At 50.9% G+C, this 22,874-nt stretch carries 20 protein-coding genes; 7 read left to right on the top strand and 13 right to left on the bottom strand.

The annotated features are described in order from the left end of the window. Positions 1–33: 33 nt before the first annotated feature. Positions 34–2,196, bottom strand: coding sequence for an AsmA family protein (locus B2739_RS04790; protein WP_331344731.1), 2,163 nt, complete (start codon positions 2,194–2,196; stop codon positions 34–36). Between the two features lie 164 nt (positions 2,197–2,360). Further along, entirely contained in the window at positions 2,361–3,110 is a 750-nt protein-coding gene (locus B2739_RS04795) for a hypothetical protein (RefSeq protein WP_331344732.1), read from the bottom strand. A 216-nt stretch (positions 3,111–3,326) separates the two neighbouring features. On the opposite strand from B2739_RS04795, the gene B2739_RS04800 reads away from it, so the two are divergent. Continuing rightward, positions 3,327–3,596, top strand: coding sequence for a hypothetical protein (locus B2739_RS04800; protein ID WP_331344733.1), 270 nt, complete (start codon positions 3,327–3,329; stop codon positions 3,594–3,596). Between the two features lie 12 nt (positions 3,597–3,608). Here the strand turns inward: B2739_RS04800 and cysE are convergent, their stop codons facing one another. From cysE to B2739_RS04820, 4 genes are read right to left on the bottom strand one after another with little or no spacing between them, the layout of a single operon-like run. After that, positions 3,609–4,421 (bottom strand): serine O-acetyltransferase, encoded by an 813-nt coding sequence (gene cysE / locus B2739_RS04805; protein WP_049631677.1) that lies wholly within the window; start codon positions 4,419–4,421, stop codon positions 3,609–3,611. Positions 4,422–4,441: 20 nt separating this feature from the next. Beyond that, a complete protein-coding gene (locus tag B2739_RS04810) occupies positions 4,442–5,146 on the bottom strand; it encodes an HAD family phosphatase (protein ID WP_331344734.1) in 705 nt (234 codons plus the stop codon). A gap of 41 nt (positions 5,147–5,187) precedes the next feature. Further along, positions 5,188–6,564, bottom strand: a complete 1,377-nt coding sequence (locus B2739_RS04815) for an MFS transporter (protein ID WP_331344735.1) — start codon at positions 6,562–6,564, stop codon at positions 5,188–5,190. A 21-nt stretch (positions 6,565–6,585) separates the two neighbouring features. Further along, positions 6,586–7,263, bottom strand: a complete 678-nt coding sequence (locus B2739_RS04820) for a M15 family metallopeptidase (RefSeq protein WP_331344736.1) — start codon at positions 7,261–7,263, stop codon at positions 6,586–6,588. A gap of 206 nt (positions 7,264–7,469) precedes the next feature. Here B2739_RS04820 and B2739_RS04825 point away from each other — a divergent pair, with 206 nt between their 5' ends. The 6 genes from B2739_RS04825 (at position 7,470) to B2739_RS04850 (ending at position 12,618) form a co-directional block, all read left to right on the top strand. Continuing rightward, positions 7,470–7,763 carry a TfoX/Sxy family protein gene (locus B2739_RS04825; RefSeq protein ID WP_331344737.1) on the top strand — a complete coding sequence of 98 codons (294 nt, stop codon included), beginning with the start codon at positions 7,470–7,472 and terminating at the stop codon, positions 7,761–7,763. 112 nt (positions 7,764–7,875) lie between these two features. Next, positions 7,876–8,673, top strand: coding sequence for a cyclic nucleotide-binding domain-containing protein (locus B2739_RS04830; protein WP_331344738.1), 798 nt, complete (start codon positions 7,876–7,878; stop codon positions 8,671–8,673). 379 nt (positions 8,674–9,052) lie between these two features. Continuing rightward, on the top strand, positions 9,053–9,928 hold the full coding sequence (gene htpX / locus B2739_RS04835) for a protease HtpX (RefSeq protein WP_331344739.1): 876 nt from the start codon (positions 9,053–9,055) through the stop codon (positions 9,926–9,928). 16 nt (positions 9,929–9,944) lie between these two features. Further along, the gene (locus B2739_RS04840; protein ID WP_331344740.1) at positions 9,945–11,006 is read left to right on the top strand and encodes a S1C family serine protease; all 1,062 of its coding nucleotides are present in this window, start codon (positions 9,945–9,947) and stop codon (positions 11,004–11,006) included. A 23-nt stretch (positions 11,007–11,029) separates the two neighbouring features. Further along, complete coding sequence (locus B2739_RS04845; RefSeq protein ID WP_331344741.1) at positions 11,030–11,368, top strand: Rieske (2Fe-2S) protein; 339 nt, start codon at positions 11,030–11,032, stop codon at positions 11,366–11,368. Between the two features lie 95 nt (positions 11,369–11,463). Beyond that, a complete protein-coding gene (locus tag B2739_RS04850; RefSeq protein WP_331344742.1) occupies positions 11,464–12,618 on the top strand; it encodes an iron-containing alcohol dehydrogenase in 1,155 nt (384 codons plus the stop codon). A 72-nt stretch (positions 12,619–12,690) separates the two neighbouring features. On the opposite strand, the gene B2739_RS04855 is transcribed toward B2739_RS04850, so the two are convergent. From B2739_RS04855 to B2739_RS04885, 7 genes are all read right to left on the bottom strand, one after another. Next, a complete protein-coding gene (locus B2739_RS04855) occupies positions 12,691–14,223 on the bottom strand; it encodes a methyl-accepting chemotaxis protein (RefSeq protein ID WP_331344743.1) in 1,533 nt (510 codons plus the stop codon). Positions 14,224–14,303: 80 nt separating this feature from the next. Further along, positions 14,304–15,728: a bifunctional D-glycero-beta-D-manno-heptose-7-phosphate kinase/D-glycero-beta-D-manno-heptose 1-phosphate adenylyltransferase HldE gene (gene hldE, locus B2739_RS04860; protein ID WP_331344744.1), complete on the bottom strand. Its 1,425-nt coding sequence runs from the start codon at positions 15,726–15,728 to the stop codon at positions 14,304–14,306. A gap of 73 nt (positions 15,729–15,801) precedes the next feature. Then, positions 15,802–17,586 (bottom strand): lipid A export permease/ATP-binding protein MsbA, encoded by a 1,785-nt coding sequence (msbA, locus tag B2739_RS04865; protein WP_331344745.1) that lies wholly within the window; start codon positions 17,584–17,586, stop codon positions 15,802–15,804. Between the two features lie 18 nt (positions 17,587–17,604). Continuing rightward, complete coding sequence (locus B2739_RS04870; protein WP_331344746.1) at positions 17,605–18,789, bottom strand: O-antigen ligase family protein; 1,185 nt, start codon at positions 18,787–18,789, stop codon at positions 17,605–17,607. A 1-nt stretch (position 18,790) separates the two neighbouring features. Continuing rightward, positions 18,791–20,764, bottom strand: a complete 1,974-nt coding sequence (gene rfaP / locus B2739_RS04875) for a lipopolysaccharide core heptose(I) kinase RfaP (protein ID WP_331344747.1) — start codon at positions 20,762–20,764, stop codon at positions 18,791–18,793. After that, entirely contained in the window at positions 20,761–21,852 is a 1,092-nt protein-coding gene (gene waaF / locus B2739_RS04880) for a lipopolysaccharide heptosyltransferase II (protein ID WP_331344748.1), read from the bottom strand. Before waaF ends, rfaP begins: the two co-directional genes overlap by 4 nt. Before the next feature lie 67 nt (positions 21,853–21,919). Next, positions 21,920–22,849, bottom strand: a complete 930-nt coding sequence (locus tag B2739_RS04885; RefSeq protein ID WP_331344749.1) for a branched-chain amino acid transaminase — start codon at positions 22,847–22,849, stop codon at positions 21,920–21,922. Positions 22,850–22,874 lie beyond the last annotated feature (25 nt).

The following is a 22,874-nucleotide window of genomic DNA, read 5'->3' on the forward strand; positions in this document are numbered from 1 at the left end:
TAACAGCTATCGCCAAAACGCGAATTCTAACGATTATTGCGCCGTCTGCCCATCCGGCACTGCGGCAGCACTCGTTGTTGCAGCAGAGGATTTACCTTTGTTTAACCGCTGCTGGAGCTTATCCAGAAGCCGCTGTTTTTCATCTTCCACTTTTTGCTTGAGCTCTTCTTTTTTCTCTTCAATTTTTGCGCCGTGTTTTTCTTTAATTTTATAGGCGGCGTAATCCTTGGTGAGTTCCAACATCAAGTCTTTGTCGGGGCGGCAATCAGACAATGGATTTATCTCCGCAAATGAACCTTTGCAGCGCAACAATTCCAAACCGCGTTCCAACCAGTACGCGCTGCCCACACTGCAACCATTGGCACTGGTGGTGACTGCGACCTGCTCAGCCGTCACAGTGTCGGTATTGTTTTGAATTAATTTGAAGGGCAAGAAAATATCGTAAGTATCGGCAGCGAGATTTATTTTTCCATGCGATCCCACTTGCAGTTTTTCAATACCGGCTTTGAAGGTATCGATGGTGACAATTTCATTGTGCAATTTAACACTGCCCGATAGCTCCTCTAATTCGGTGTATTTTTCCCAGTCTTGAGCAGGGTCTTCCGCTTTATTAACCAAATTGACTAATTTGCAAAATTGTTGCTCAAGATTAATCGGCGACACCCTTACCTGGGCTCCGGAAAATGTCGCGTTACTACTGAGGGATTTCAACAACTGGTTAACTGAATTACCTTTGCTAGTACCTAAAGCGCGCGCTTGTATCGCGCCCTGCAAACCAAAGGAGGAATCCATTTCCATGTCTTTCAATAGCGGTGCTAATTCAAGCCCGGCAATATCAGCATCAAATTGCAACTGCGCCTGCTGGCCGCGCGCATCCAATTGGCCTTTGGTTGAAAGCGTGCCTGAATATGCATTGGCTTTCAGGCTGGGCTCAATCATGCCATTTTTTGCAACGACTTTGAGCGCTGCATTTTCCAGCGCAATCTTGTTCACAATGATTTTTTTAAACGCCAGCTTTGCGTTGATATTCAGCTCGCGCAAACTGTCCAACGGCAAGGGAGTATCGTCTGCTGGAGCGGCAGCGGTGGATTCCGCTTGTGGCGTGACTGGTGGCGGCAAATAATCATCCAGATTGAATTGACCTGCTTCCAGAATGGCTTTTATTGCACTGGTGGAAAAATCGGTAACGGCAAGATTGCCACTAAACACAGTGTCGTCCACGATGAGTTGCACATTATCAAACTGGACTTTGTTGCCGTCCCCCGCAACCGCTGACGAAAACGCCAGCTTACTGAGCGCACTGCTGTTGGCAGTTTCCACTGTTACGCCAAATGCAGCGAGCAGTTTACGTGCATTGGTTTCGGTCAATTTTATTTGCCCTTGATAGGCGATATTTTTTTGCACATCCGTCAGCATCAGGGTGTAATCCACATCCAGCGATGCGCTGTCTGCCGCTTTTAATTGCATGCGTAAATTGCCTTCATCCAATTTGATCGCGCTGATAGTGGAATCGATACTGAGTGAATTTTTTAGCGCCGCGTCAACCAATACAGCATCGGCACCTGAGCGAGCCAGCTCCATTACCAGCGACAACTCCATTGCAAATGGACGCGCTTGTGTATTCACATCGCTCATCGTCAAATTGATATCGCGCAGGTTGATGGTTTGTGCGGTTTGCGCATCCTCATAACGCACGCTTGAATTGCTAAAACTGAGACGCTCAATATCCAGTTTCAGGCCGGATTCTGCAGAAGCAGCAGGCGTTGGCGCGGATGCCGACGTGGCATGAGTGGCGTTTGCGGGTGAATCCGATTGTGAAAGCGCATCCCAATTGTTCTTGCCCGCTGCATCAACCTTCAATGTGATAGCAGCACCTTCCACCGCGACATGATCAACCTGAAAATCGCCAGACAATAGCGGCATTAATGCCAACATCAAACTGGCTTGCTGTAATCGGGCGACGGGCTCATCGGGGGATTCCAACGCGGCCACGCTGACATCGTTTACCGCCACCCCGAGGCGCGGCCATAGGTCCCACCCCAGATCGCCGTTGATGTGCAGGGCGATCCCCTGCTCTTCGGCAATCGCCTCAATGTGGGGTTTAAAGCGGTTGGCATCTACCAACAGAACGAAGGCAACCACCGCCAACAACACGATAAGCAGCAGTGCCGCGACACTTTTTAGCAGTACTTTCATCACCATTCCTCCGCTAGCCACGTCCGTTGTTATTTGGCGCTGTTATTTGCCGTTGTTATTTGCGTCCTTTGCGCATTCCCGTGTTAGAGCGGAACCTGACGCTAAAGTGCCCATCGGCCAGCCAAAACCGGACGGGATTCACACAAAAGCCCGTCAATAACGCGCTAGTCAGCCAAACGTATTTGGCTGATGTCCGGCGTTACAGGTTTGACATCGGGTTTTAATTGCCCCAAATCACTGCCTACCGGTGCCAAGCCAAAATCGCCCACATCCACTACGGCGGGCACAACCAGCGGGCGTTCATCTTCCGTCAGTAAATCACTGCCCGCCTCCGCGATCTCCCAATCTTCCAACTCGATTTCTACCAGTGGCAAGGCCAGTTTTTCATCGGCACTAATCAGGTCTTCACCGATGGCAGCCAGCCCCAGGTCAGGTACAACCACAGTCGCAGTAAGTTCATGCTGGACTTCCACGGCATCCACCAAATTGCCGTCTGCCGGGCGCAGACTGAGGCCGGAGACATCAACCACGACGGGCGCAGGCTGGGGCGGGCGCTCGCGCTCTGGCAAGAGATCAGCCCCCACCGGGGCGAGTGTCCACTCCGGTTTTCGAGCCTGCACAACAGGGGCCTGCTCTGCACGCGCAGCCGCCGGTGCTGGTTTGGCGGGAGCATTGGCAGGACTTTTATCGCTTGGGCACACCTCTACCATCGCACCGGCTTTTAACAGTGCATCGCGATATTTGTTGGCGGTGGCTTCATCCAAATTGCGCTTGAGCGGAACCGGACGGCCGGTGAACAGGGAATCTATCTTGGCTGCGTCGGATTTAAACAACTGCTGAAGGCGCAATTTCACATCGGCAAGCTGATGGCCAAACACAATATCGCCGCGAAAAATAATATCGAACTGACTCATGGGGCGTGACTCATTAAGGCTGTGGGGTGATCAGAAGGAACCCGCGTCAGCAAGATAATAGCACCCAGCCGCAGGCCGCGCGGCAAAGACCCGGCATGGAAGACCAAGAGCGATAAGTAATACACAGAATGTAACCAATCGGTCTTAACTGTGGCTGGCGGCCGCTGTAAACGCCAACCATACTTATCACTCAGACCGCGAGGGAGGTGTCGAACTATGTTGCCTTTTATTCAAAAGAAATTGCAGGACAACCGTTTACTAATAGATGGAGAGCTGAGCCCGCACGGGAACGCCCGTATCAAAGTGGAGCAGGATATCGCGTTCCTGAACGACAGGATTGCCGCCATGAAAGCGCACCCTCGCCCCAACACCATGCTGATTGAGCATTACCAATCCATGCTCAAGAGCCGCGAATCTGTGCTGAAGTGGCTGCTGGATGGCTGCGACGACGAGACCAGTTACATCAGCGATAGACACAGCGCCTGACCAACGCGGGCATCACACATCCGCATCGTCGCTCAGGTGATGATCCATATCCAATGCCGGTGATTGCCCCTTCGGCCTGCCGATGGGTTTAGCCGGCACACCCGCCACGGTGGTGTGCGGCGCAACAGCATCCAACACCACACTGCCCGCACCAATTTTAGCGCCCTCACCCACTTCAATATTGCCCAGAATTTTTGCGCCTACACCGATTAATACCCCGCGACGGATTTTCGGGTGACGGTCGGTTTTCATGCAGCCGCTTCCGCCCAGAGTTACGCTGTGCAGCATAGAGACATCATCCTCAATCACGGTGGTTTCACCGATGACTACACCGGTTGCGTGATCAATCATAATGCCGCTGCCAATACGCGCGCCTGGATGGATATCAACACCAAACGCTTGCGAAATCTGGTTCTGGAAATAGAGCGCCAGTGCATTGCGTTTTTGCAGCCACAACCAATGCGCAATCCGCCAGGATTGCAGCGCGTGGTAGCCTTTAAAAAATAAAAACGGCATGGAAAATTTATTGCACGCTGGATCGCGCTCGCGGTGCGCGCGTATATCGGCGCGCATCGCCTGTTCAATGCCAGGATCATCAGCCATTGCATCTTCAAATACTTCGCGCAACATCATTGCAGGCAAAGCCTGACTATCCAATTTATTCGCAAGATGAAAACTGATCGCCGCCGCAAAGGTGGGATGATTCAAAATCGCAGCGTGATAGAAACTGGCAAGCACCGGCTCCGCAGCACTCGCGTGTTGCGCTTCGGCGCGAATTTCTTGCCATACATCTACATGCGCAAAATTATGTAGGGGTGTTTGCATAGGTTTTCTTAACGTCTCGTTTAGTGCGATTTCAAAATCAACGGCATTAATTCATCCATCGCAAAAAATACTTCTGCGCCCAGCGCGCGCATATCGGTAAGCAAACAATTATCGCTGCCGTCAGCATTAGGTGGACAATATCCCAAAGGGCGCATACCGGCAGCAACGGCAGCTTGTATTCCGGTGAGGGAGTCTTCCACCACAATCGCATTGCCTGGCTCTACGCCCAGCGTTTTCGCGGCATGTAAAAATAAATCCGGCGCAGGTTTGCCGCGCGTCACATCTTCAAAGCTGAATACACGGCCTTGCACATAAGGCATGATCCCGGTCTTGGCCAAGGTCATGCGCATTTTTTCGTGCTTGCCATTGGATGCTACGCAAAACGCAATGTGTTTTTCTTGCAAACTATCCAACACATCCATGATACCTGCCACAGGTTCCAATGATTTTTCACAAGCAACCAATGTCTCTAATTGCACGTGACGCCAAAACTGTGCGCCGCGCTCCGCTTGCTCCTCTGCACTTAAATTTTTCCAGGAATCCAATTGGGATAATTCTTCGGTAATCATGCGAATACAATCCGCGACCGATTTACCGCGATAGGTTTCCAGTATGTAGTGCGCAGACAACTCAACACCAATTTCTTTTAAACAATCACTCGATACTTGCGCAGAGATAATTTCGCTATCAACTAACACACCATCACAATCAAAAATCACCAACATTGTTTACCTCTGCTTTTAACAGCTATAACACGACTAAAAAATTACACGGTAGACGATCGCGCCGGATAAGGCGACTTCAGCAAAATAATCAAACCGACAATTAAAAATACAACCAACGCCGCCATACCGATACGCGCAGAATCGGCATAGAGCGTGAGACTTGCGACTGCCATAGGTGCAAGGAATGCTGTAGCGCGCCCCGACAACGCATAAACACCAAAATAGCGACCCGCTTCATCGGCAGAAACGCTGCGCGCCATAAATGAACGCGATGATGCCTGCACCGGGCCGAATGCAAGACCAATTAATAACCCAAACACGATGTAGGCTTTTTCAGCTGCAGTTGCAAACAAACCGCCACTATCCTGCTGTGATAATTGCATCAAGCCAAACAAGGTGTAACCGGGGCCGGTAGAAATAATGCCAAGCGTTGCAATAACCAAACAACACAACCCAATCACAACCACCTTTTTCGAACCTAGATGCATATCCATTTTGCCCGCTGCTGCACATCCGCCAATCGCGACTACCAGCAACAAAATACCGTAAATGCCCATTTCAATCGTTTGCCAACCAAACATACCCGCCGCAAAAGTGCCGCCTAATGCCAGCAAACCATTCACACCGTCTTGGTAAGTCATGCGCGCAATTAAAAAACGAAACAATCCGGGGCGCTGCATCAATTCACGCAGCGTATTTTTTAATTCACCCACACTGCGTTTGACTGCTGCCGTAAGCGGTGCTGCTTTTTTTGAATCGGGCGTTAATAAAAACATCGGCAAAATAAAGAGCAAATACCAGAGTGCTGCGTAAGGGCCAGTGATGCGGGCATCTTCACCTTGCGTTGCATCCAAGCCAAATAATGGCGCAATGCCAATTAATGTTTTTCCCGTGGCAGGATTGCCCGCCAGTAACAACAGCACGCTAAACAGGACAACCAAACCACCGGCATAACCCAACCCCCACGCCAGATTGGAAACACGGCCGATATCTTCCTGAGGAATTAAACGTGGCATCATCGAGTCATTAAATACAATCGAAAATTCTGCAGCGACCATCGCAAAAATAACGCACAGCATTGGCAACCATAGTGCCGAGCCGGGTGCCACCAACCACAACAAAGCGAGTGCAATAATTTTGATGGCTGCAAAAAAAGCGATCCAGGGTTTGCGCGGGCCTGTTGCATCGGCAAGCGCACCGAGCACGGGCGCAAGCACTGCGATCAATATACCCGCGATGGTAATGGTGTAACCCCATGCCGCTTGCCCTTCAACCGGATCAGTCGCCAAGCGCGATACAAAATAAGGGCCAAAAATAAACGTGATGACAACCGTAAAAAAAGGCTGCGCCGCCCAATCAAACAGCATCCAGGCGCGAATGGCTTTTTTAGGCGCAGGAGAAAAATCAATTTGGCTCACGCAGTTATTCCTTATAAAAAATCAATCGACGCGGATAAACCGCTGGTAAATTTCATCAAGGTTATCCAGCACCGTTTGTTTGAGCTCCAAGTCCGTTTGCTCAAGCTGCGCGCGCAGCACATCGACGGTTAATGCCTGCATAAAATCCTTTGCCAATGGGGCATAACTCAAATGCCAGGGCTCGGGCGCAATGCCTCCGCGATCTTGTGCATAAGGGCGATAAAAATGGCCGTCACTGTGCACCAGTTCATCATCAAGCCAACGATGGAAATCAGCAAAAGGGCCCGAGCCCTGCGTTTCCTCTACCGTGAGCTGCAATGAATAGGCAGGGTCAAGATTTGCAGCACCGTAAACATCAATATCCGTCCCCCAATGATGCCGCGACGCACCGGGCAATGCCGACCAACGCAAAATTGCCATGACTTTATCGCGCGCAGAAAGCTGCCCCATATCCATTGGTTCGCCCGCATCATTCAGCACCGGGCGCAAACCGCGCGCTTTGTTATTCCAGATGAATAATTGCCGCTCAAAACTGCGATAACTGCTGGCCACTTTCAATTCAAATCCCGCATCGGCCGCGCGCGCGCGCAGGGACATTAATGGAGCGACGAGCGCGTGATGCACGCGTGCGTTCAACTCCGGCATATCCACCAGATGAGTTTCATCCAAACCGAGCAACAGATTATCGAGCGTGCGCATTATAAAAATCCCGCCAGGGCAAAATAATTGATAAAAAATTCACGCAATTACCTTCATCGGATTCATTGCAACGAACCGCTCATTCCTATTTCCGATACATTGAAGAGAAAACAATTGCACAAGGCATCCAAGTATGTAAGATAAGCCTGCACTGTAAACGGAAATTTCAATACTACCCCGATAATAATAAATGGAGATTGCACTGTATGACTGCGAGTCATAGTGAGTTATTGCAATTAAAGAACCTCGGAATGGCATCGGTAAACATCCTGCGCGCTGTAGGGATCAACACCCACGCCGACCTCAAACGCACCGGAGCCGTTGAGGCTTATCGCCGCATTCGCGCCCGCGACATTAATGTATCCAAAGTCATGCTCTACGCATTGCAAGGTGCGCTAATGAACGTGCACTGGAATGATATCCCACCCGACCTGAAAGCCCGATTGGTCAGCGAGGCCGAAATGCCGGATCAGAATGATCTGGATAAAGTAACGGCTTAAGGCGCAAAAGAACACATTGCATCATCAGACTGAGGCGGGTTGCGCAGAATTTTTCGCGACACAGGCTACACTAAAAGCGCTTTAGCCGTGCTTTTTTGTAACCGAGGGGTCTATGTATCTTCCAACCAAACAGTCTGACCTTATGTCCGATCTGGCCGCCAAGTTGCGCGGCCTGACCGAGCTTTTGTGCTCCCAAACCTCGCCGGCAGATGAACCCTTTGAGGTGAACGCCACCAGCGATATTTTTGCCGATGCACCATTAACCAGCGTGTTTTTGATTACCGAAGGCCAAGTGGATTACCACCTGCAAAACAAGCTGATCATGCATTATGAAGCGGGGGATCTGATCGGCTTACCGCGCTCACTCAATCTCCCCTGCGGCCAGTTCAGCTGCACCGGCCCAATCAAATTAGTAGCCTATGAACGCGATACCTTGGTCGCCCAGGCCAATAGCGACCTCAAATCCCAACGCAACTGGGCCTACATGCTGCTGTGCATGATCAGCTATCAGGAGCAAGCATTAACCCAGGAGCTGCGCTCGGCCTTCCAACCATCGGCTGGCTTTGTGCACTTCAGCAAAGGGGAGACGATTATCCAGCAAGGTGACACCGCTGACAGGGTTTACACACTGCTTGAGGGCTCAGCCGATGCTGTTTGCGATGGCATCAAAGTGGGCGAAATCCACGCTAATGAAATCTTTGGGGCACTTGCTGTTTTTACCCGCCAGCCGCGCATGGCCTCTGTTATCGCCGCCGATGAATGCACAGTACTTGCGGTGCGCAAAGAGGAATTCATTGAACTGATTGATCACCAACCACAAATTTGTCTTGGGCTGATTGAAGAAATGGCCGCCAAAATTAATCAACTGAATAACCAGCTACTGCAGTCAAAAGGACAATCCGCAAACTAAATCACCACAAATGAGAATATTTCTCAAAAAACCTTGACCCCTTTAATGAGAACGATTATTGTTAACTCACTGCTGTACGGCATCTCCCGCACAGCAGTTGAGCGGAATCTTTAATCGCCCTGCAAGTCGGTTAATGACTCTACTCACCCCTTGGGGCTTTCCTCTCCGAAGGTCTCTCGGCTAACACGGTTGCTTGGGCCGCCCTTGTGGCGGCCATTTTTCTTGCCCTTTCCCCGCTTCACTCACTCGCGCAATTACGCCTCTTGGTGCATAGCAATTCTTAACGCACCGGCAATTGAAATTTTGTCCGCATGCACACATATATCGCCCGAGACCGCGCTTACTGCGGTTAACCAATAACTCTATGGGAGAGACTATCGTGTTACGCATTGGCTTGTTTTTATTAACCAACATCGCTGTCATGGTTGTGGCAGGCATAGTGTTGAGTTTGCTGGGTGTGGGTAACTATCGCACAGCAGGCGGGCTGGATTTATCAAGCATGCTGGTGTTCTGTGCCGTGTTCGGTTTTGTCGGCTCCTTTATTTCGCTGTTTTTGTCCAAATGGATGGCAAAACGCACAATGGGCGTCCAGCTCATAGAGCAACCACGCAATGCGGATGAACAATGGCTGGTTGATACAGTGACCAAGTTATCCCAAAAAGCCGGTATCAAGACACCTGAGATCGGTGTGTTTGCCGCGCAGGAATCCAACGCATTTGCGACCGGTTGGAATCGCAACGATGCGCTGGTTGCGGTGAGCCTTGGCCTGCTGCAACGCTTTGAACGCGATGAAGTGGAAGCCGTACTGGCACACGAAATCGGCCACGTTGCCAATGGCGACATGATTACCCTGAGCCTGATCCAAGGCGTGGTGAACACCTTCGTGATGTTCTTTGCACGTATCATCGGCGATTTCGTTGACCGCGTGCTGCTCAAGAACGAAAGTGGCCGCGGCTTTGGTTTTATGATCGCAACCATGGTGGCTGAAATTGTGCTGGGCTTCCTTGCCTCAATGATCGTTGCCGCCTTTTCGCGCTATCGCGAATTCCGCGCCGACCATGCCGGTGCAACGCTCGCTGACCGTGGCGCCATGATCCGCGCCTTGCAGCGCCTGCAAGCTGAATCCAATGCCGGTGTGGAAAGTCCTTTGCCGAGCAGCATGCGTGCGTTTGGTATCAGCGGCGGTATGCGCAATCTGTTTGCCAGCCACCCACCGCTGGAAGCCCGTATCCAGGCTCTGCGCGATAACGCCTAACCAGTGGAGACAGGGCATGAAACTCTGGCGCTGGACGATTACGACGTTTTTAGCAGGCATCACGTTTTTAACGGGCGCGAGTGCGATCAGTACAACCGCCCAAGCCTTTTCCACTGACGATGAACGCAACAGTGTCGAAGTGTTTGATGCGGCGCGCCCGAGTGTTGTGTTTGTCACCAACCAACAACTTGCCCGCGATCCTTACTCATTTGATCTGGTGACTGTGCCGCGCGGCTCAGGCACCGGGTTTGTATGGGATGAAAAAGGCTACATCGTCACCAACTACCACGTGGTAGAAGGTGCCCGGCAAATCACCATTACCCTGCAAGACCAATCCAACTGGCCGGCTGAAGTGGTCGGGCTGGCACCGGAGCGCGATCTCGCTGTGCTCAAAATCGATGGCAAAAAAGCCAAGCTGAACGCCTTGCCATTAGGCGATTCGAGCGATTTACGTGTTGGCCGCAAGGTATTGGCGATTGGCAATCCGTTCGGTTTGGATGCAACCCTGACGACAGGCGTGGTCAGCGCTCTCGGGCGCGAGATCATTTCCCCCAATCAGCGCAAGATCACCAATGTGATCCAGACCGATGCCGCCATCAACCCCGGCAACTCGGGCGGCCCCTTGCTCAACTCTGAAGGCAAATTGATTGGCGTCAACACCATGATTTACAGCCCTAGCGGTGCCAGTGCCGGTATCGGTTTTGCGATTCCAGTGAATACCGTTAAAGAAGTGGTGCCCGAGCTGATTACCCATGGCCGACTCGTGCGCCCGATATTGGGTATTGCTGTCGCACCGGATCAATGGGCACAGCAAATTGGGGTGGAAGGTGTACCGATTCTGCGAGTCGAACCCAATTCACCTGCAGCTCAGGCAGGGTTTGAAGGTGCCAAACGCAACAACTGGGGGCAAATCACCCTGGGTGATGTGATTGTGGCAATTGATGATTATCCCGTCGCCAACGACGATCAATTACTCAGCGCATTGGAGCATTACAAGCCCGGCGACAAAGTCAAAGTCAGCGTGGTGCGCAACGGCAAATTGCTAACGCGCAGTGTTGCGCTTGCTGCCCCACGATAATCTAAAGTAACCGTTAAAACGTAATGCCTAATTCACCTGGACAGCTCCGACTCTGTGCCCTTGAGGATATCCCTGAGGGCACCAGTAAAGGTTTTACGCTAGCTGAGCGCAGGTTATTTGCGGTCAACCAGCGAGGCAAGATTTATCTCTACCAAAACCGCTGCCCTCATTTGGGCATCCCGCTTGAATGGCAGGATGACGAATTTCTGGATAGCAGTAAAAGCATGATTATGTGCGCCAATCACGGCGCGCTGTTTGTGATCCAGTCAGGCAAATGTGTTGCCGGCCCATGTAGTGGTAAAACGCTTATTCCAGTGCCTTACAAGCTGATTGATGGCAGTATTTTTATCGACCAGACCTGATTTTATTAACCCGACTGATTTTATCGGCCACAGATGATTTGACTGGCCAACCTTACGCAATCCCATCGCTATTAACCCTGTTCGCGGAGAAGCTCATGCAAAATTTCACATTTTCCAATCCCACTAAAATTGTCTTTGGCGAAGGCCAAATAAAAGCGCTCGCCGAATTAGTTCCCGCCAATGCACGCATCCTCGTCACCTATGGGGGCGGGTCAATTAAAAAGAATGGTGTTTACGAGCAAGTAAGCAACGCACTGGAAGGCAAAGTCTGGTTTGAGTTTGGCGGTATTGAGCCCAACCCACACTATGAAACCCTGATGAAAGCAGTGGAACTGGCCAAAAAAGAGAAGATCGATTTTCTCCTGCCCGTGGGTGGCGGCAGTGTGATTGATGGCACCAAATTGATTGCGGCTGCAGTGAATTTTGATGGCGAGCCATGGGACATCATGGCAAAACACCAGCCCTTCTTCAGCGCACTGCCTATCGGCTGCATATTGACCTTGCCTGCCACGGGCACCGAGAGCAATGGCAACGCGGTTATCACCAAAGCAGCCACTCGGGAAAAACTGTCATTTGGCAGCCCGCTGGTTTATCCACAATTTGCGATTCTCGATCCAACGACCACCTATAGCCTGCCACCGCGCCAGATCGCTAACGGGGTTGTCGATGCGTTTGTGCATACGATGGAGCAGTACCTGACTTACCCTGTTGATGCCAAGGTGCAGGATCGTTTTGCAGAAGGCTTGCTGATGACTTTGATAGAGGAAGGCCCGCGCGCACTGAAAGATCCCACCAACTATGCCTTGCGCGCCAATATTATGTGGGCGGCCACCATGGCACTGAATGGTTTGATCGGCGTAGGTGTTCCGCAAGATTGGGCAACCCATATGATTGGTCACGAACTGACCGCGATGCATGGGCTGGATCACGCCCAGACACTCGCAGTGGTATTACCTGCCGTGATGCAACATCAGCGCGCCAAAAAGCACGCCAAACTCGTGCAATACGGCCGCCGCGTGTGGGGGCTTACACAGACCAATGAGGATGAGTTGATTGATGCGGCGATTGCGGCTACCCGCCAATTCTTTGAACAAATGGGCACCCCGACTACCCTGAGTGGTTATGGCGTGGGTCGCGAATCTATCCCTAAACTTGTGGATATGCTGGTCAAACACGAGTTGCTGGCATTAGGTGAGCATGGAGCAATCACACCGGAAGCTTCTCGTGAAATATTGGAACTGGCTGCCTGATACATACCGGCACCCTGTTATTAAAAATCCCCGTCAGCGCTGCTGGCGGGGATTTTTTTAGTTTCACCACAGTTAGTGAAACTTGGTCAATGCCAACTGCAAATCGCTGAATGCCAACTGCAGCTTGCCGATCATTTGCCGGTTTTGGTTGACGATGTGGGTGGTATCGCTGCTTAAAATGGACAATTGCGACGTTTGTTGCGCAATCGATTCGGATGCTTGGGTCTGCTCCTCAGTGGCCGCCGCGATTTGCTGGCTGATGCGGTTAAGCTCGCCAATCGCACTGGCGATACGCTCAAACATCTGCTCTACCGCTTCCGAGTGGGACACATTCTCCAATACCCTTGCACGGCTCTGAGCCATCGCCTGAACGGAACTGGTAGAGCCAGATACCAGGCGATCCACTATGGTTTTGATATTCTTGGTAGACACTTGGGTACGCTGTGCGAGTGCTCTTACCTCGTCAGCAACCACGGCAAAGCCGCGCCCTTGCTCGCCCGCGCGCGCCGCTTCAATGGCCGCGTTGAGTGCCAATAAATTCGTCTGCTCTGCAATGCCCTGGATTTCCGATACCGCACTGGTAATCGCATCACAGTCGGCCGACAAACTATTAATCGCCTGCGCGGTATCACCCAATACACTGGAGAGGCCAACAATCCCCTCGCGCGATACTTTGACTGCCGCCTTCCCCTCTCGTTGCGCCGCAACCGTATCATCAACCAGCACAGCCGCTCGCTGAACTTGCGCTGCCACACTCACAAAAGATTGGTGCATATTGTCCACAGCGATCTGAATGACGTCGGCCGCGGAGCTGGATTGGCTGGCCATTTTGACAAGCTGCTGGGTATTGGTGGTCAATGCACCGAGATTTTGATCCGCCTGTTCCTGTGCGCCCAACGCAGAGCGGATGGCACTATTGATACCATCCAGCAGCCAATTCAGGTGATCGAGAATCGCGTTGTTGCGCACTTTGGCCCGCACACTCAAATCAATCCGCTGTTCATTCACAATCATTGTTTCGGTCACACCAACCAGCTCCTGTGCCACCACCAATAAACGGCTCACCAGCCTGACCAACACAATCAATACGGCCGTCTCAATCACCACATAAAACGCATGCATGGCCACAATCGTCCATGAATGCATATGGTCAGGGAACAGGTAAATTTCTATTCCGGCGTTTTGCATCATATGAAGCACGACATGCAGTACCGCCGCTGCACCTGCAGCCCATACCAACGGACGCCAGTTGAGGTAGGTAAATAAAGCCGCCAGAAAAACAAAGTAGCCAAAGTGAGCTTCAATCATGCCTTTCAGCTGATGGACATGCAGGCTGACAAACAGCATATAAACCACTGCTATAACACAGGGCGTAATGTGAGTGTGCTTCACAACCCGGATGGCAAACCAATTGATTGCAGTAAAGAGGCCGCCGATAAACAACGCCAGAAACCAGGTATTGTTTACCGTTGCGTAGAGAAATGACATCGCCCAAGCGGCAAACGTCACCCAGAGCATGATGCGGTCAATATAGACGTGATAGTTGGTTACAAAATCGATCAAGTTGCCACGATTGGCAACTTGGGGGGAGGGCAAACCAGACATTAGACTTCCTCTTAATTGAGGTTTATACGAAGTCTAGCCAAGATTGGATGAATTGGTGCGGGCGCGCCGCGCTGGTTGATTTATTGCCGCAAAATCTTATTCACGATTGATGTGGTTGAGCAGTTATCGTAAAAACTGAGTACCTTGACCGAGCCGTTATAGGCCTTGACGATCTGGCCACCAACGACCTGATCTTCACGGTAATCGCCACCCTTGACCAATACATCAGGCTTTACCCTGCGCAACAGGCGCTCGGGAGTGTCTTCATCAAAAGAGACTACCCAGTCCACTGCTTCCAACCCCGCCAGCACCGCCATACGACGATCCAGTGGATTGATCGGCCTTCCCGCTCCTTTCAGGCGACGGATCGAATCATCGGAGTTGACGGCCAGCACCAAGCGATCGCCTTGCTTACGAGCCTCTTCGAGGTAACCTACGTGCCCCGCGTGAATAATATCGAAGCAGCCATTGGTGAAGACAATCTTCTCACCACTTGCGCGCGCATCTTCCAACGCCAAGAGCAATTGCTCTTCAGTCACCACACCGCGTTCAGCGCCCTGCTCGGCGATAACGGCACGGCGCAACTCCGGCGCACTGACTGTTGCCGTCCCCATCTTGCCCACGACAATCCCCGCCGCCAAATTTGCTAACGCCATAGCCTCCGGCAGAGTTTGGCCCGCGGCGATCACAGCAGCCAGCGTTGCAATCACAGTATCACCAGCACCAGTCACATCAAATACTTCGCGCGCGCGCGCGGGCAAGTGCAACTCGCTCTGGTTTTCGCGCAATAAGGTCAGACCTTGCTCGCCGCGCGTGATTAATAACGCTTGAATATCAAGGTCGCGTATCAACGCCTGCCCTTTGCTCACCAACTCCATCTCCGTTGCACACCGGCCAACAATCGATTCGAACTCAAGAAAGTTCGGAGTCAGAACGGTGGCACCGCGGTAACGGGAAAAATCATTGCCTTTAGGATCCACCAGAACCGGCACACCGGCATCGCGCGCCATGCGGATCAATGACTGGCAATCCACCAGACTGCCTTTGGCATAATCAGACAGCACCAGAGCATCAGTACGATTAATCAGGCCCTTCACCTTATCGACAAATTCAGAACTGTCAGCCAGATCAAACTTTTCTTCAAAATCCATGCGCAACAATTGTTGATGCCGGCTCACCACGCGCAGTTTGGTCACCGTGGGCTTGGTGGCCGATACCTGGAAGTTAGTATGGATTTTCGCTGCCCTCAGGCGGCTATAGAGAATCTGGCCAGCTTCATCGTCCCCGACAACACCGATAAGTGAAACACCGCACCCCAAAGCTGCCATGTTCAGGGCGACGTTACCTGCACCACCGGGGCGATCTTCGGTCTGGTTAACTTTGACAACCGGAACAGGCGCTTCAGGAGAGATACGCGAACTCATTCCATGCCAATAGCGATCGAGCATAATGTCGCCTACCACCACTATGTGTGCACGCTCGAAATAGGGCATTGTCAGATGCATATATCACTCCAAATAGTAAAGTCCATTAACGCCTTCCGTTAAAAACCATTGCTTGTTTACCACCCGCTATATGTCACGGGTTTTCTGCTGCCGATTCATCATCGCTAAACTGTTTGGCGTGAAGCTTGGCGTAATGCCCCTGTTGGGCGAGCAGCTGGGCGTGAGTGCCCTGTTCTACTATTTCACCATGATCCAACACCAGGATCCGATCAGCTTTCTCAATTGTCGATAACCGATGCGCGACCACAAATGTCGTGCGCCCTTTCATAACGGTATCCAGAGCCGCCTGAATATAGCGTTCGGATTCATTATCAAGCGCCGATGTAGCTTCGTCCAAAATCAGGATAGGTGCATCTTTCAAGAGTGCGCGAGCAATCGCCAAACGCTGTCGCTGCCCGCCCGACAAACGCGCACCCGATTCACCAATAAAAGTATCGAAACCCTCAGGCAGGTTTTCAATAAATTCGGTCGCATAAGCCGCATCTGCCGCGCGACGGATGGCCTCCATATCGCGCGATTGCAGACTGCCGTAAGCAATATTGCCCGCAACAGTATCGTTAAACAAGGTGACCTGCTGGTTCACCAACGCGATTTGTTCGCGCAAATTTTGCAATGCGTAATCGCGGATAGGAACACCATCAATCAGGATGGTTCCGGAATCCGGATCGTGAAACCGGTTAAGAAGGCTGACCAGCGTGGACTTGCCGCTGCCGGAGCGACCTACCAGCGCAATAATTTCACCGGAGGCAACGTGCAAATCAATATGATTCAGCGCTGGCTTAGGCTGGTTTGGATAACAAAATGTTACATTTTTAAAAGCGACGTCGCCCTTCACACGCGTCGCTTTATGGGTGCCCGTATCTTCTTCAACGGCCGAATCAAGCAGGGTAAATACACTATCGGCTGCAGCGACTCCTTTGAGTATTGTCGGTGCCACCTCCCCCAAACGGCGCAGCGATGGCAAGATCGCCGCCACAGCAGTCATATAGGCAACAAACTTTGCCGGGTCTTTCATTTCCATAAAAGTCAGCGCAATAAAAATCAACGCTGCCATTGCCACTGCAATAATCAACGTGATCAACGGCGTATTCGCCGCAGCGGTGGTGACGATTTTCATATTTTGTTGGAAGTTGGTTTTGCTCGCCTTTTCAAAGCGCTGCTTCTCATACGCCTCGCCGCCAAAACTGCGCATGACATGAAAGCCATTAATCATTTCACCTGTGACTTGGGTGAGATCACCTACCGTTGTTTGTACTTTATTGCTCAGGCGACGCAACCGCTTTCCGACGGTTCCAATAATCAACGCAAGGATTGGCGCGATCACAATAAATGTCATTGTTAATCGCCAATCCATATACAGCAGCATCGCAAACATGGCGATTACGGTGAGGCCTTCACGCAGTGAAATTTTGATTGCATCTGTTGCAGCCGCCGTCACCCCATTAATGTTGTAGGTAATAATCGAAATTAAATGGCCGGAATTTTTTTCATCGTAGGTCGAATTAGGCAAGCGCGTCATATGGTTGAAAGTTTGCACACGCAAATTGTGTATGACGTTAAATGCGATACGCGACATCAAATACACACCAATAAAAGAGCCCAGGCTGCGCAAAAAAGTCGCACCCAATACTTGCAACGGAACCAGATAGCGATTGCTCGGATCATCTTCCGCAATCACATTAATCAAATTTTCAAGAATGGAAACAAACAAGGTGTTGGCATAGGCATACAACACATAGCCCATAAAACTCAACACGAATAATCCGGTATAGGGTTTGACGTAAGTGAGCAAGCGCTTGTAAACCGCCCAAGCAGATGCGTCGCCAATGACCGGATTTTGATTTGCTACAGAACTCATAATATTTCCACAACCAATTTACCGTTTCGCCTCCAGGCGATCCGTATTTTTCAGCTGCTGCAAACCTGCCGTCAGGAGTGCGGCAGGAACCCAGTACAGCAACCACTTCACATCAATTTCCCAAAACAGGCTGCGCGAATCCACAAACAAACAACCGCAACCATAAAGAAGCCACAACGTCAGTGGTGCCAAATGCGAATGAAGACGAGCCCGCCACAATAACAATGCCAGATGAACCAGAGCCAAACCCAGACCGATCACACCGGTGCGATATAAGATATCCAACCAGGCATTATGGGCATGATGATATTCCCCGATGCTGGTGTGGATCTGAGTCACTTCGCTTATACCAATTCCCGATAAAAACAAACCCGGTTGGGCACACATCTGCCGGATGATGTCCAGCCAAATTTGATCGCGGAAAGACGCCCCCCGTTCCAGCAATAATTGATTTACCGGAAAAATTACACACAGTGCCATTATTGCCAGCACAGCAACCGCTATCTGTACTAATAAAATTTTCCGCTTGGGGCGCAGCCAAAGCAATCCGAGCACCAATGCCACAACCAAAGATAACAATGGCCCCCTGCTCTGCGATAAGCCTAGCGCAGCCAGTGCAGGAATGCAGGCAAGCGACAATCCGAGAGCGCGTTTGACGCTAGCAGTTCGCCAGGACAATAAAATCCCCAGCAGGATAACCACACCGAACACCTGCCCCACCAGAGTGGGCGCACGCGCAGCAGTAATGCCTTCCATACGCGCCGCAAGTGGATGGCTCCAATAAAACACGGCAATATTGATGAGCGCAGCGACTGCCCCCACCAACACAAACCAATACAACAGTTGATCCCAATCGAGCGATTTTTTTTGCAACACCCACGCTGAACCCGCCAACCATGATGCCAGCACACACCATTGCAAGATAAAAAATCCGGAGTCATCGCCCCATAGGCTCGTCAGGCAACACCACCCTGCATAGGCAAGTGCAACACTGGTAAATGCACCGCCATATTGCTGGAATTCCGGTTTACGCCATGGCAAGAGCAGCAACATGGGTATAAACAATGTGAGCGCGAATATTGCTTCCAATCCATCGCGCGAAGGTGCCCATAAAAATGCACTGACAAATATCCATAAGCCGGCGTACGACCAGGCCGATATTTTTGCTTCACGCCATTCGCGCTGTAAGAGTGCTATTGGCATATTATTTTTTAACCCCGAAATATTGCGGGGCATGGCCAAAATCGCGGCGATACATCTTGATCGCCCGCGCTGTGATTTTTTCCAGCATAGACTTTTGTTCCTTTAACAAACTGCGCAGATCCTGTGCAAAATAGATTTGCAAAAAATACAGATAATCGCGACGGGTAAATTGCAAATTCAACGCTGAGAATAATAGTCCGCCAACATCTTTTACCCGCCAGCGTTCCGGCACTTGCATGCGCATCTGCGCGCGGTGCAGATCAATCAAATAAATATCCGGCTCCGCATTCTGATTAGCAAGAAAGACTCTCTTCAACATAAAGTGGCAGAAATATAAATCGCGATGGTTTATTCCTGCCGCATGAAGTTCGCGCACCATGTACGCCACTTGCGCCAGAATGCGACGTTTAGCCTTGAAGCTGACATTATGCCGCTCAAAGAAATGATCCAACTGAATAACATCAGCTAACTCGCGGGTGACGATAAAAGATTGCTGTCTCGCAGGGTTTTTACCGCGCACACCATAAGCGAGCGGAATTAAACTCGGGATATTCAATGCACGCAATTTAGTGAGCGCATTCCATTCGTTAGTTGCACCCAATACTGGCCAGCGCAATTGCAGTAGATTTTTAATAATTTCTTTCCAGCCAACACCGCGATGCCATTTGCGGTAGTAACCTCTCCCATTTATTTCAAAGCGTATGGTTTGGCGATCACGCAATTCCCGCGCGACCTTGCCGGGCATTTGCTCCATGACTGAAAACACATCCTGAGCTTGCCATACATCGACTAACTCATCGAGCAAAACCACATGTTGGTTCGCCGTCGATAACACCTGCTGCTGGCTGGCAATAGGATTGTTATTTGCAATGCGCTCCAAAATTTGCAATGCAATATCTACGCGCGAAAACACATCCGAAGTTTTTGCAAAAACTTCGCTGCATTCGCGCCACACGGCAACATCAACAGCCAAGACAGAGGCAACCATTGCTGCGATAGCAACAGGTGTCGCACCAGCGGGGATGAGCTGGCCCATCGCTTGCTGCGCGACATAATGTGCATAGCCGCAATGCGCAGACGCCACGACCGGGCAACCGCACAGCATCGCTTCCAGAATGACATTACCCGCAAGTTCTTTACGCGCCGGATGCAAGAGCACATCTGCGGCATGCAATAAATCACCTACAGGGCTGCGCGCGCCGAGAAAAAAAACCTGATCCCCGACCCCCAGACTCTGCGCCTGCTTACGGTAATCGTAGGGATCATCACTACCGACAATCACCAGCGCCACCGGATAGGACACGCGCGTTTGCAAATCCGCAAATGCGGCGATGCTGATATCAACACCTTTGGTTTTAAAACCGGAGCCCAGGCATAAAATAATGCGAGTATCGGTTGTGAGACCTAGATCGTGCAGTAGCACCATGCGCGCATGCCGTGGGTTTTCACAGGCAATATGCGCGGCCGAAATTCCCGGAGGAAGAAAATGAAAGTGTTCTGCCGGTGTTCCGTAATAGCGCACAAATTGTTTTTGCTCGCTCTCAACTAGCGACAAAATATGTACATCACACTCTGCTGCAAACACTGCACGTTCGTACGCGAGATACAAACGCGAACGCGGCGCCAATCGATACATGCCGCTGCGCTCAGCATAAGCTTTGTGTGCAAAACAGCTGTCGCCCGCAAAATACACATCCAAGCCAGGCATTTTGTTAAAGCCGAGCAGCAGATCAAATTGATTGCGCGGAAACTGTTGCAAAAACGCAGTTACAAAATGTTTTACACCGGCGACATTAAAAAGACCGGATGGCTTAATAACCACAACATCAATACCGGGAACTTTTTCGCCTTGCCAATCACCGCAAAAAATAGTGACCGCATGACCGCGCGCCTGTGCGGCCTGTGCAAGCGCGAGCATATCGCGCTGCAAACCGCCAAACGGAAAATAGCGAAAAATAACGATCGCTAATTTCATCCGTTACTATCCATTTGCAATACAGCGGTTTGTGCAGTCAATGCATCCAACGCAGCGATCACTTGTTGCGGCATTAATTCGCGCAGGCATTTGTGGTGAACCTTGGGGCATTCACGCTCAAAACAGGGCGCGCATTCAATTTTGTTGCTGATGATGGACACGCGCTGCGCAAGCGGCGGCGTGTGCTCCGGCGAGGTAGAACCGTAAATAACGGCCAAGGGTTTTTGCAGTGCAGCCGCGATATGCATCAATCCGGAATCATTGCTGAGTACTGCATCAGCACAATCCATTAAATCAATCGCCTCACCCAAATTGGTACTGCCTGCAAGGTTAAAACAATACTCGCGCTCATCGTCCAATAGTAATTGGCGGATGGCATCGGTCACTTCGCAATCTTTGGCTGAGCCCATTAACCACACCTGCCAGCCTGCACGAATTTTTTTATCCGCCACTTCGGCAAAATAATGTTCAGGCCAACGCTTGGCCGGGCCGTATTCAGCGCCAGGGCAAATTATTAACAGCGGGCGATTCAGCTGCAATGCAAATTTTGTTAACAATTGTGGGCGTTGATATTGATCAACCGTCAAACGCGGATAGGGGAACTCATTGAGCGGTTCATTTGCTTTTGGAAAAGCCAGTGCAGCGTAGCGCTGTACCATTAATGGATAGCGTTTTTTATCTAGCACACGAATATCGTTTAGCAGTCCATAACGCATTTCACCACGCCAACCAGTGCGCAGTGGAATATCCGCAAAAAAAGGAATGAAAGCAGATTTAAAAGAATTGGGTAATACAATGGCTTGATCGTAGCGATGTTGCGCCAATGACTTTCCCAATGCGCGGCGCTCGCCAAACGCAAAACTGCCGTGACCGATAGGCATCTCAATCACGTGATTTACTTCCGGCATACGCATCAGCAATTGCCGCGTCCAACCGGAAGCCAATACATCGATTTGCGCAGCCGGGTTACGTTGCTTTAATAATTGGATCAGCGTGTGCGCCATCATCATATCGCCAATCCATGCAGGGCCAACCACCAAAATATTTTGGATTTTTTTCAGCTCTGTCGGGAATGCAATATCAATCATAGGCGCGAATAATATTTACTGGGGGCAAAAATGATAACGGAGCCATTCGGCTCCGTTTGGGTGGCGATTATTTTGCAACTGGCGCCAACCAGTTGGTGTGCCCGGGCAATTCCCCGCGCACGGATTTGAAATACAAATCCTGCAAACGAGTAGTAATTGGCCCGCGACGACCTTCGCCAATCTGGCGGCCGTCCAATTCGCGGATCGGCAATACTTCTGCCGCAGTACCGGTGAAAAATGCTTCATCCGCCACATAAACTTCATCGCGGGTAATGCGTTTTTCTTTGATGGTATAACCGCAATCAGCCGCCAAATGGAAAATGGTGTTGCGGGTGATGCCATCGAGACAAGAGGTCAGTTCCGGTGTGTAGATAATGCCATCGCGCACCAGGAAGAAGTTCTCACCACTGCCTTCTGCCACATAACCTTCGTTATCCAGCAACAACGCTTCTTCACAACCACTGTCCAGTGCTTCTTGCAACGCAAGCAATGAGTTGATGTAGTGACCATTCGCTTTCGCTTTACACATGGAGATATTCACGTGGTGGCGAGTGTAGCTGGAGGTGCGGATACGGATACCCAAATCGCGCGCTTCCGGCGACATGTATGACGGCCAGTGCCATGCAGCAACCATGATATGTACTTTCAGGTTGTCGGCGCGCAGCCCCATACCTTCGGAACCGTAAAACGCCATTGGGCGCAGGTAGGCCTCTTCCAAGCCATTTTCACGCACGACCATTTTGTGCGCTTCGTTTACCACATCCTTGGTGTAAGGCATTTTCATGCGCATGATGTGCGCAGAGCGGAACAGTCGATCAGTGTGTTCTTGCAGACGGAAAATACTGGTACCCAAACTATCGCTTTTGTACGCGCGGACGCCTTCAAAAACGCCCATGCCGTAGTGCAGTGTGTGAGTCAACACGTGAACCTTGGCATCGCGCCAGGGAATGAGTTCACCATCAAGCCAAATAACGCCGTCGCGGTCGGCAAAAGACATAGCAACTCCAAAATTCTTTATCAAA

This window comes from Cellvibrio sp. UBA7661, assembly GCA_002483365.1.
Taxonomy (GTDB): domain Bacteria; phylum Pseudomonadota; class Gammaproteobacteria; order Pseudomonadales; family Cellvibrionaceae; genus Cellvibrio.

Bases quoted from the DNA above. Each gene is read 5' to 3' on its own strand.
- B2739_RS04845 (WP_331344741.1), top strand. From the start codon at position 11,030: ATGCCTAATTCACCTGGACAGCTCCGACTCTGTGCCCTTGAGGATATC.
- waaF (WP_331344748.1), bottom strand. From the start codon at position 21,852: ATGATTGATATTGCATTCCCGACAGAGCTGAAAAAAATCCAAAATATT.
- rfaP (WP_331344747.1), bottom strand. From the start codon at position 20,764: ATGAAATTAGCGATCGTTATTTTTCGCTATTTTCCGTTTGGCGGTTTG.
- B2739_RS04855 (WP_331344743.1), bottom strand. From the start codon at position 14,223: ATGTCTGGTTTGCCCTCCCCCCAAGTTGCCAATCGTGGCAACTTGATC.
- B2739_RS04795 (WP_331344732.1), bottom strand. From the start codon at position 3,110: ATGAGTCAGTTCGATATTATTTTTCGCGGCGATATTGTGTTTGGCCAT.
- B2739_RS04790 (WP_331344731.1), bottom strand. From the start codon at position 2,196: ATGAAAGTACTGCTAAAAAGTGTCGCGGCACTGCTGCTTATCGTGTTG.
- B2739_RS04840 (WP_331344740.1), top strand. From the start codon at position 9,945: ATGAAACTCTGGCGCTGGACGATTACGACGTTTTTAGCAGGCATCACG.
- B2739_RS04850 (WP_331344742.1), top strand. From the start codon at position 11,464: ATGCAAAATTTCACATTTTCCAATCCCACTAAAATTGTCTTTGGCGAA.
- B2739_RS04825 (WP_331344737.1), top strand. From the start codon at position 7,470: ATGACTGCGAGTCATAGTGAGTTATTGCAATTAAAGAACCTCGGAATG.
- B2739_RS04830 (WP_331344738.1), top strand. From the start codon at position 7,876: ATGTATCTTCCAACCAAACAGTCTGACCTTATGTCCGATCTGGCCGCC.
- B2739_RS04870 (WP_331344746.1), bottom strand. From the start codon at position 18,789: ATGCCAATAGCACTCTTACAGCGCGAATGGCGTGAAGCAAAAATATCG.
- msbA (WP_331344745.1), bottom strand. From the start codon at position 17,586: ATGAGTTCTGTAGCAAATCAAAATCCGGTCATTGGCGACGCATCTGCT.
- B2739_RS04820 (WP_331344736.1), bottom strand. From the start codon at position 7,263: ATGCGCACGCTCGATAATCTGTTGCTCGGTTTGGATGAAACTCATCTG.
- B2739_RS04810 (WP_331344734.1), bottom strand. From the start codon at position 5,146: ATGTTGGTGATTTTTGATTGTGATGGTGTGTTAGTTGATAGCGAAATT.
- B2739_RS04885 (WP_331344749.1), bottom strand. From the start codon at position 22,849: ATGTCTTTTGCCGACCGCGACGGCGTTATTTGGCTTGATGGTGAACTC.
- hldE (WP_331344744.1), bottom strand. From the start codon at position 15,728: ATGCATCTGACAATGCCCTATTTCGAGCGTGCACACATAGTGGTGGTA.
- B2739_RS04800 (WP_331344733.1), top strand. From the start codon at position 3,327: ATGTTGCCTTTTATTCAAAAGAAATTGCAGGACAACCGTTTACTAATA.
- cysE (WP_049631677.1), bottom strand. From the start codon at position 4,421: ATGCAAACACCCCTACATAATTTTGCGCATGTAGATGTATGGCAAGAA.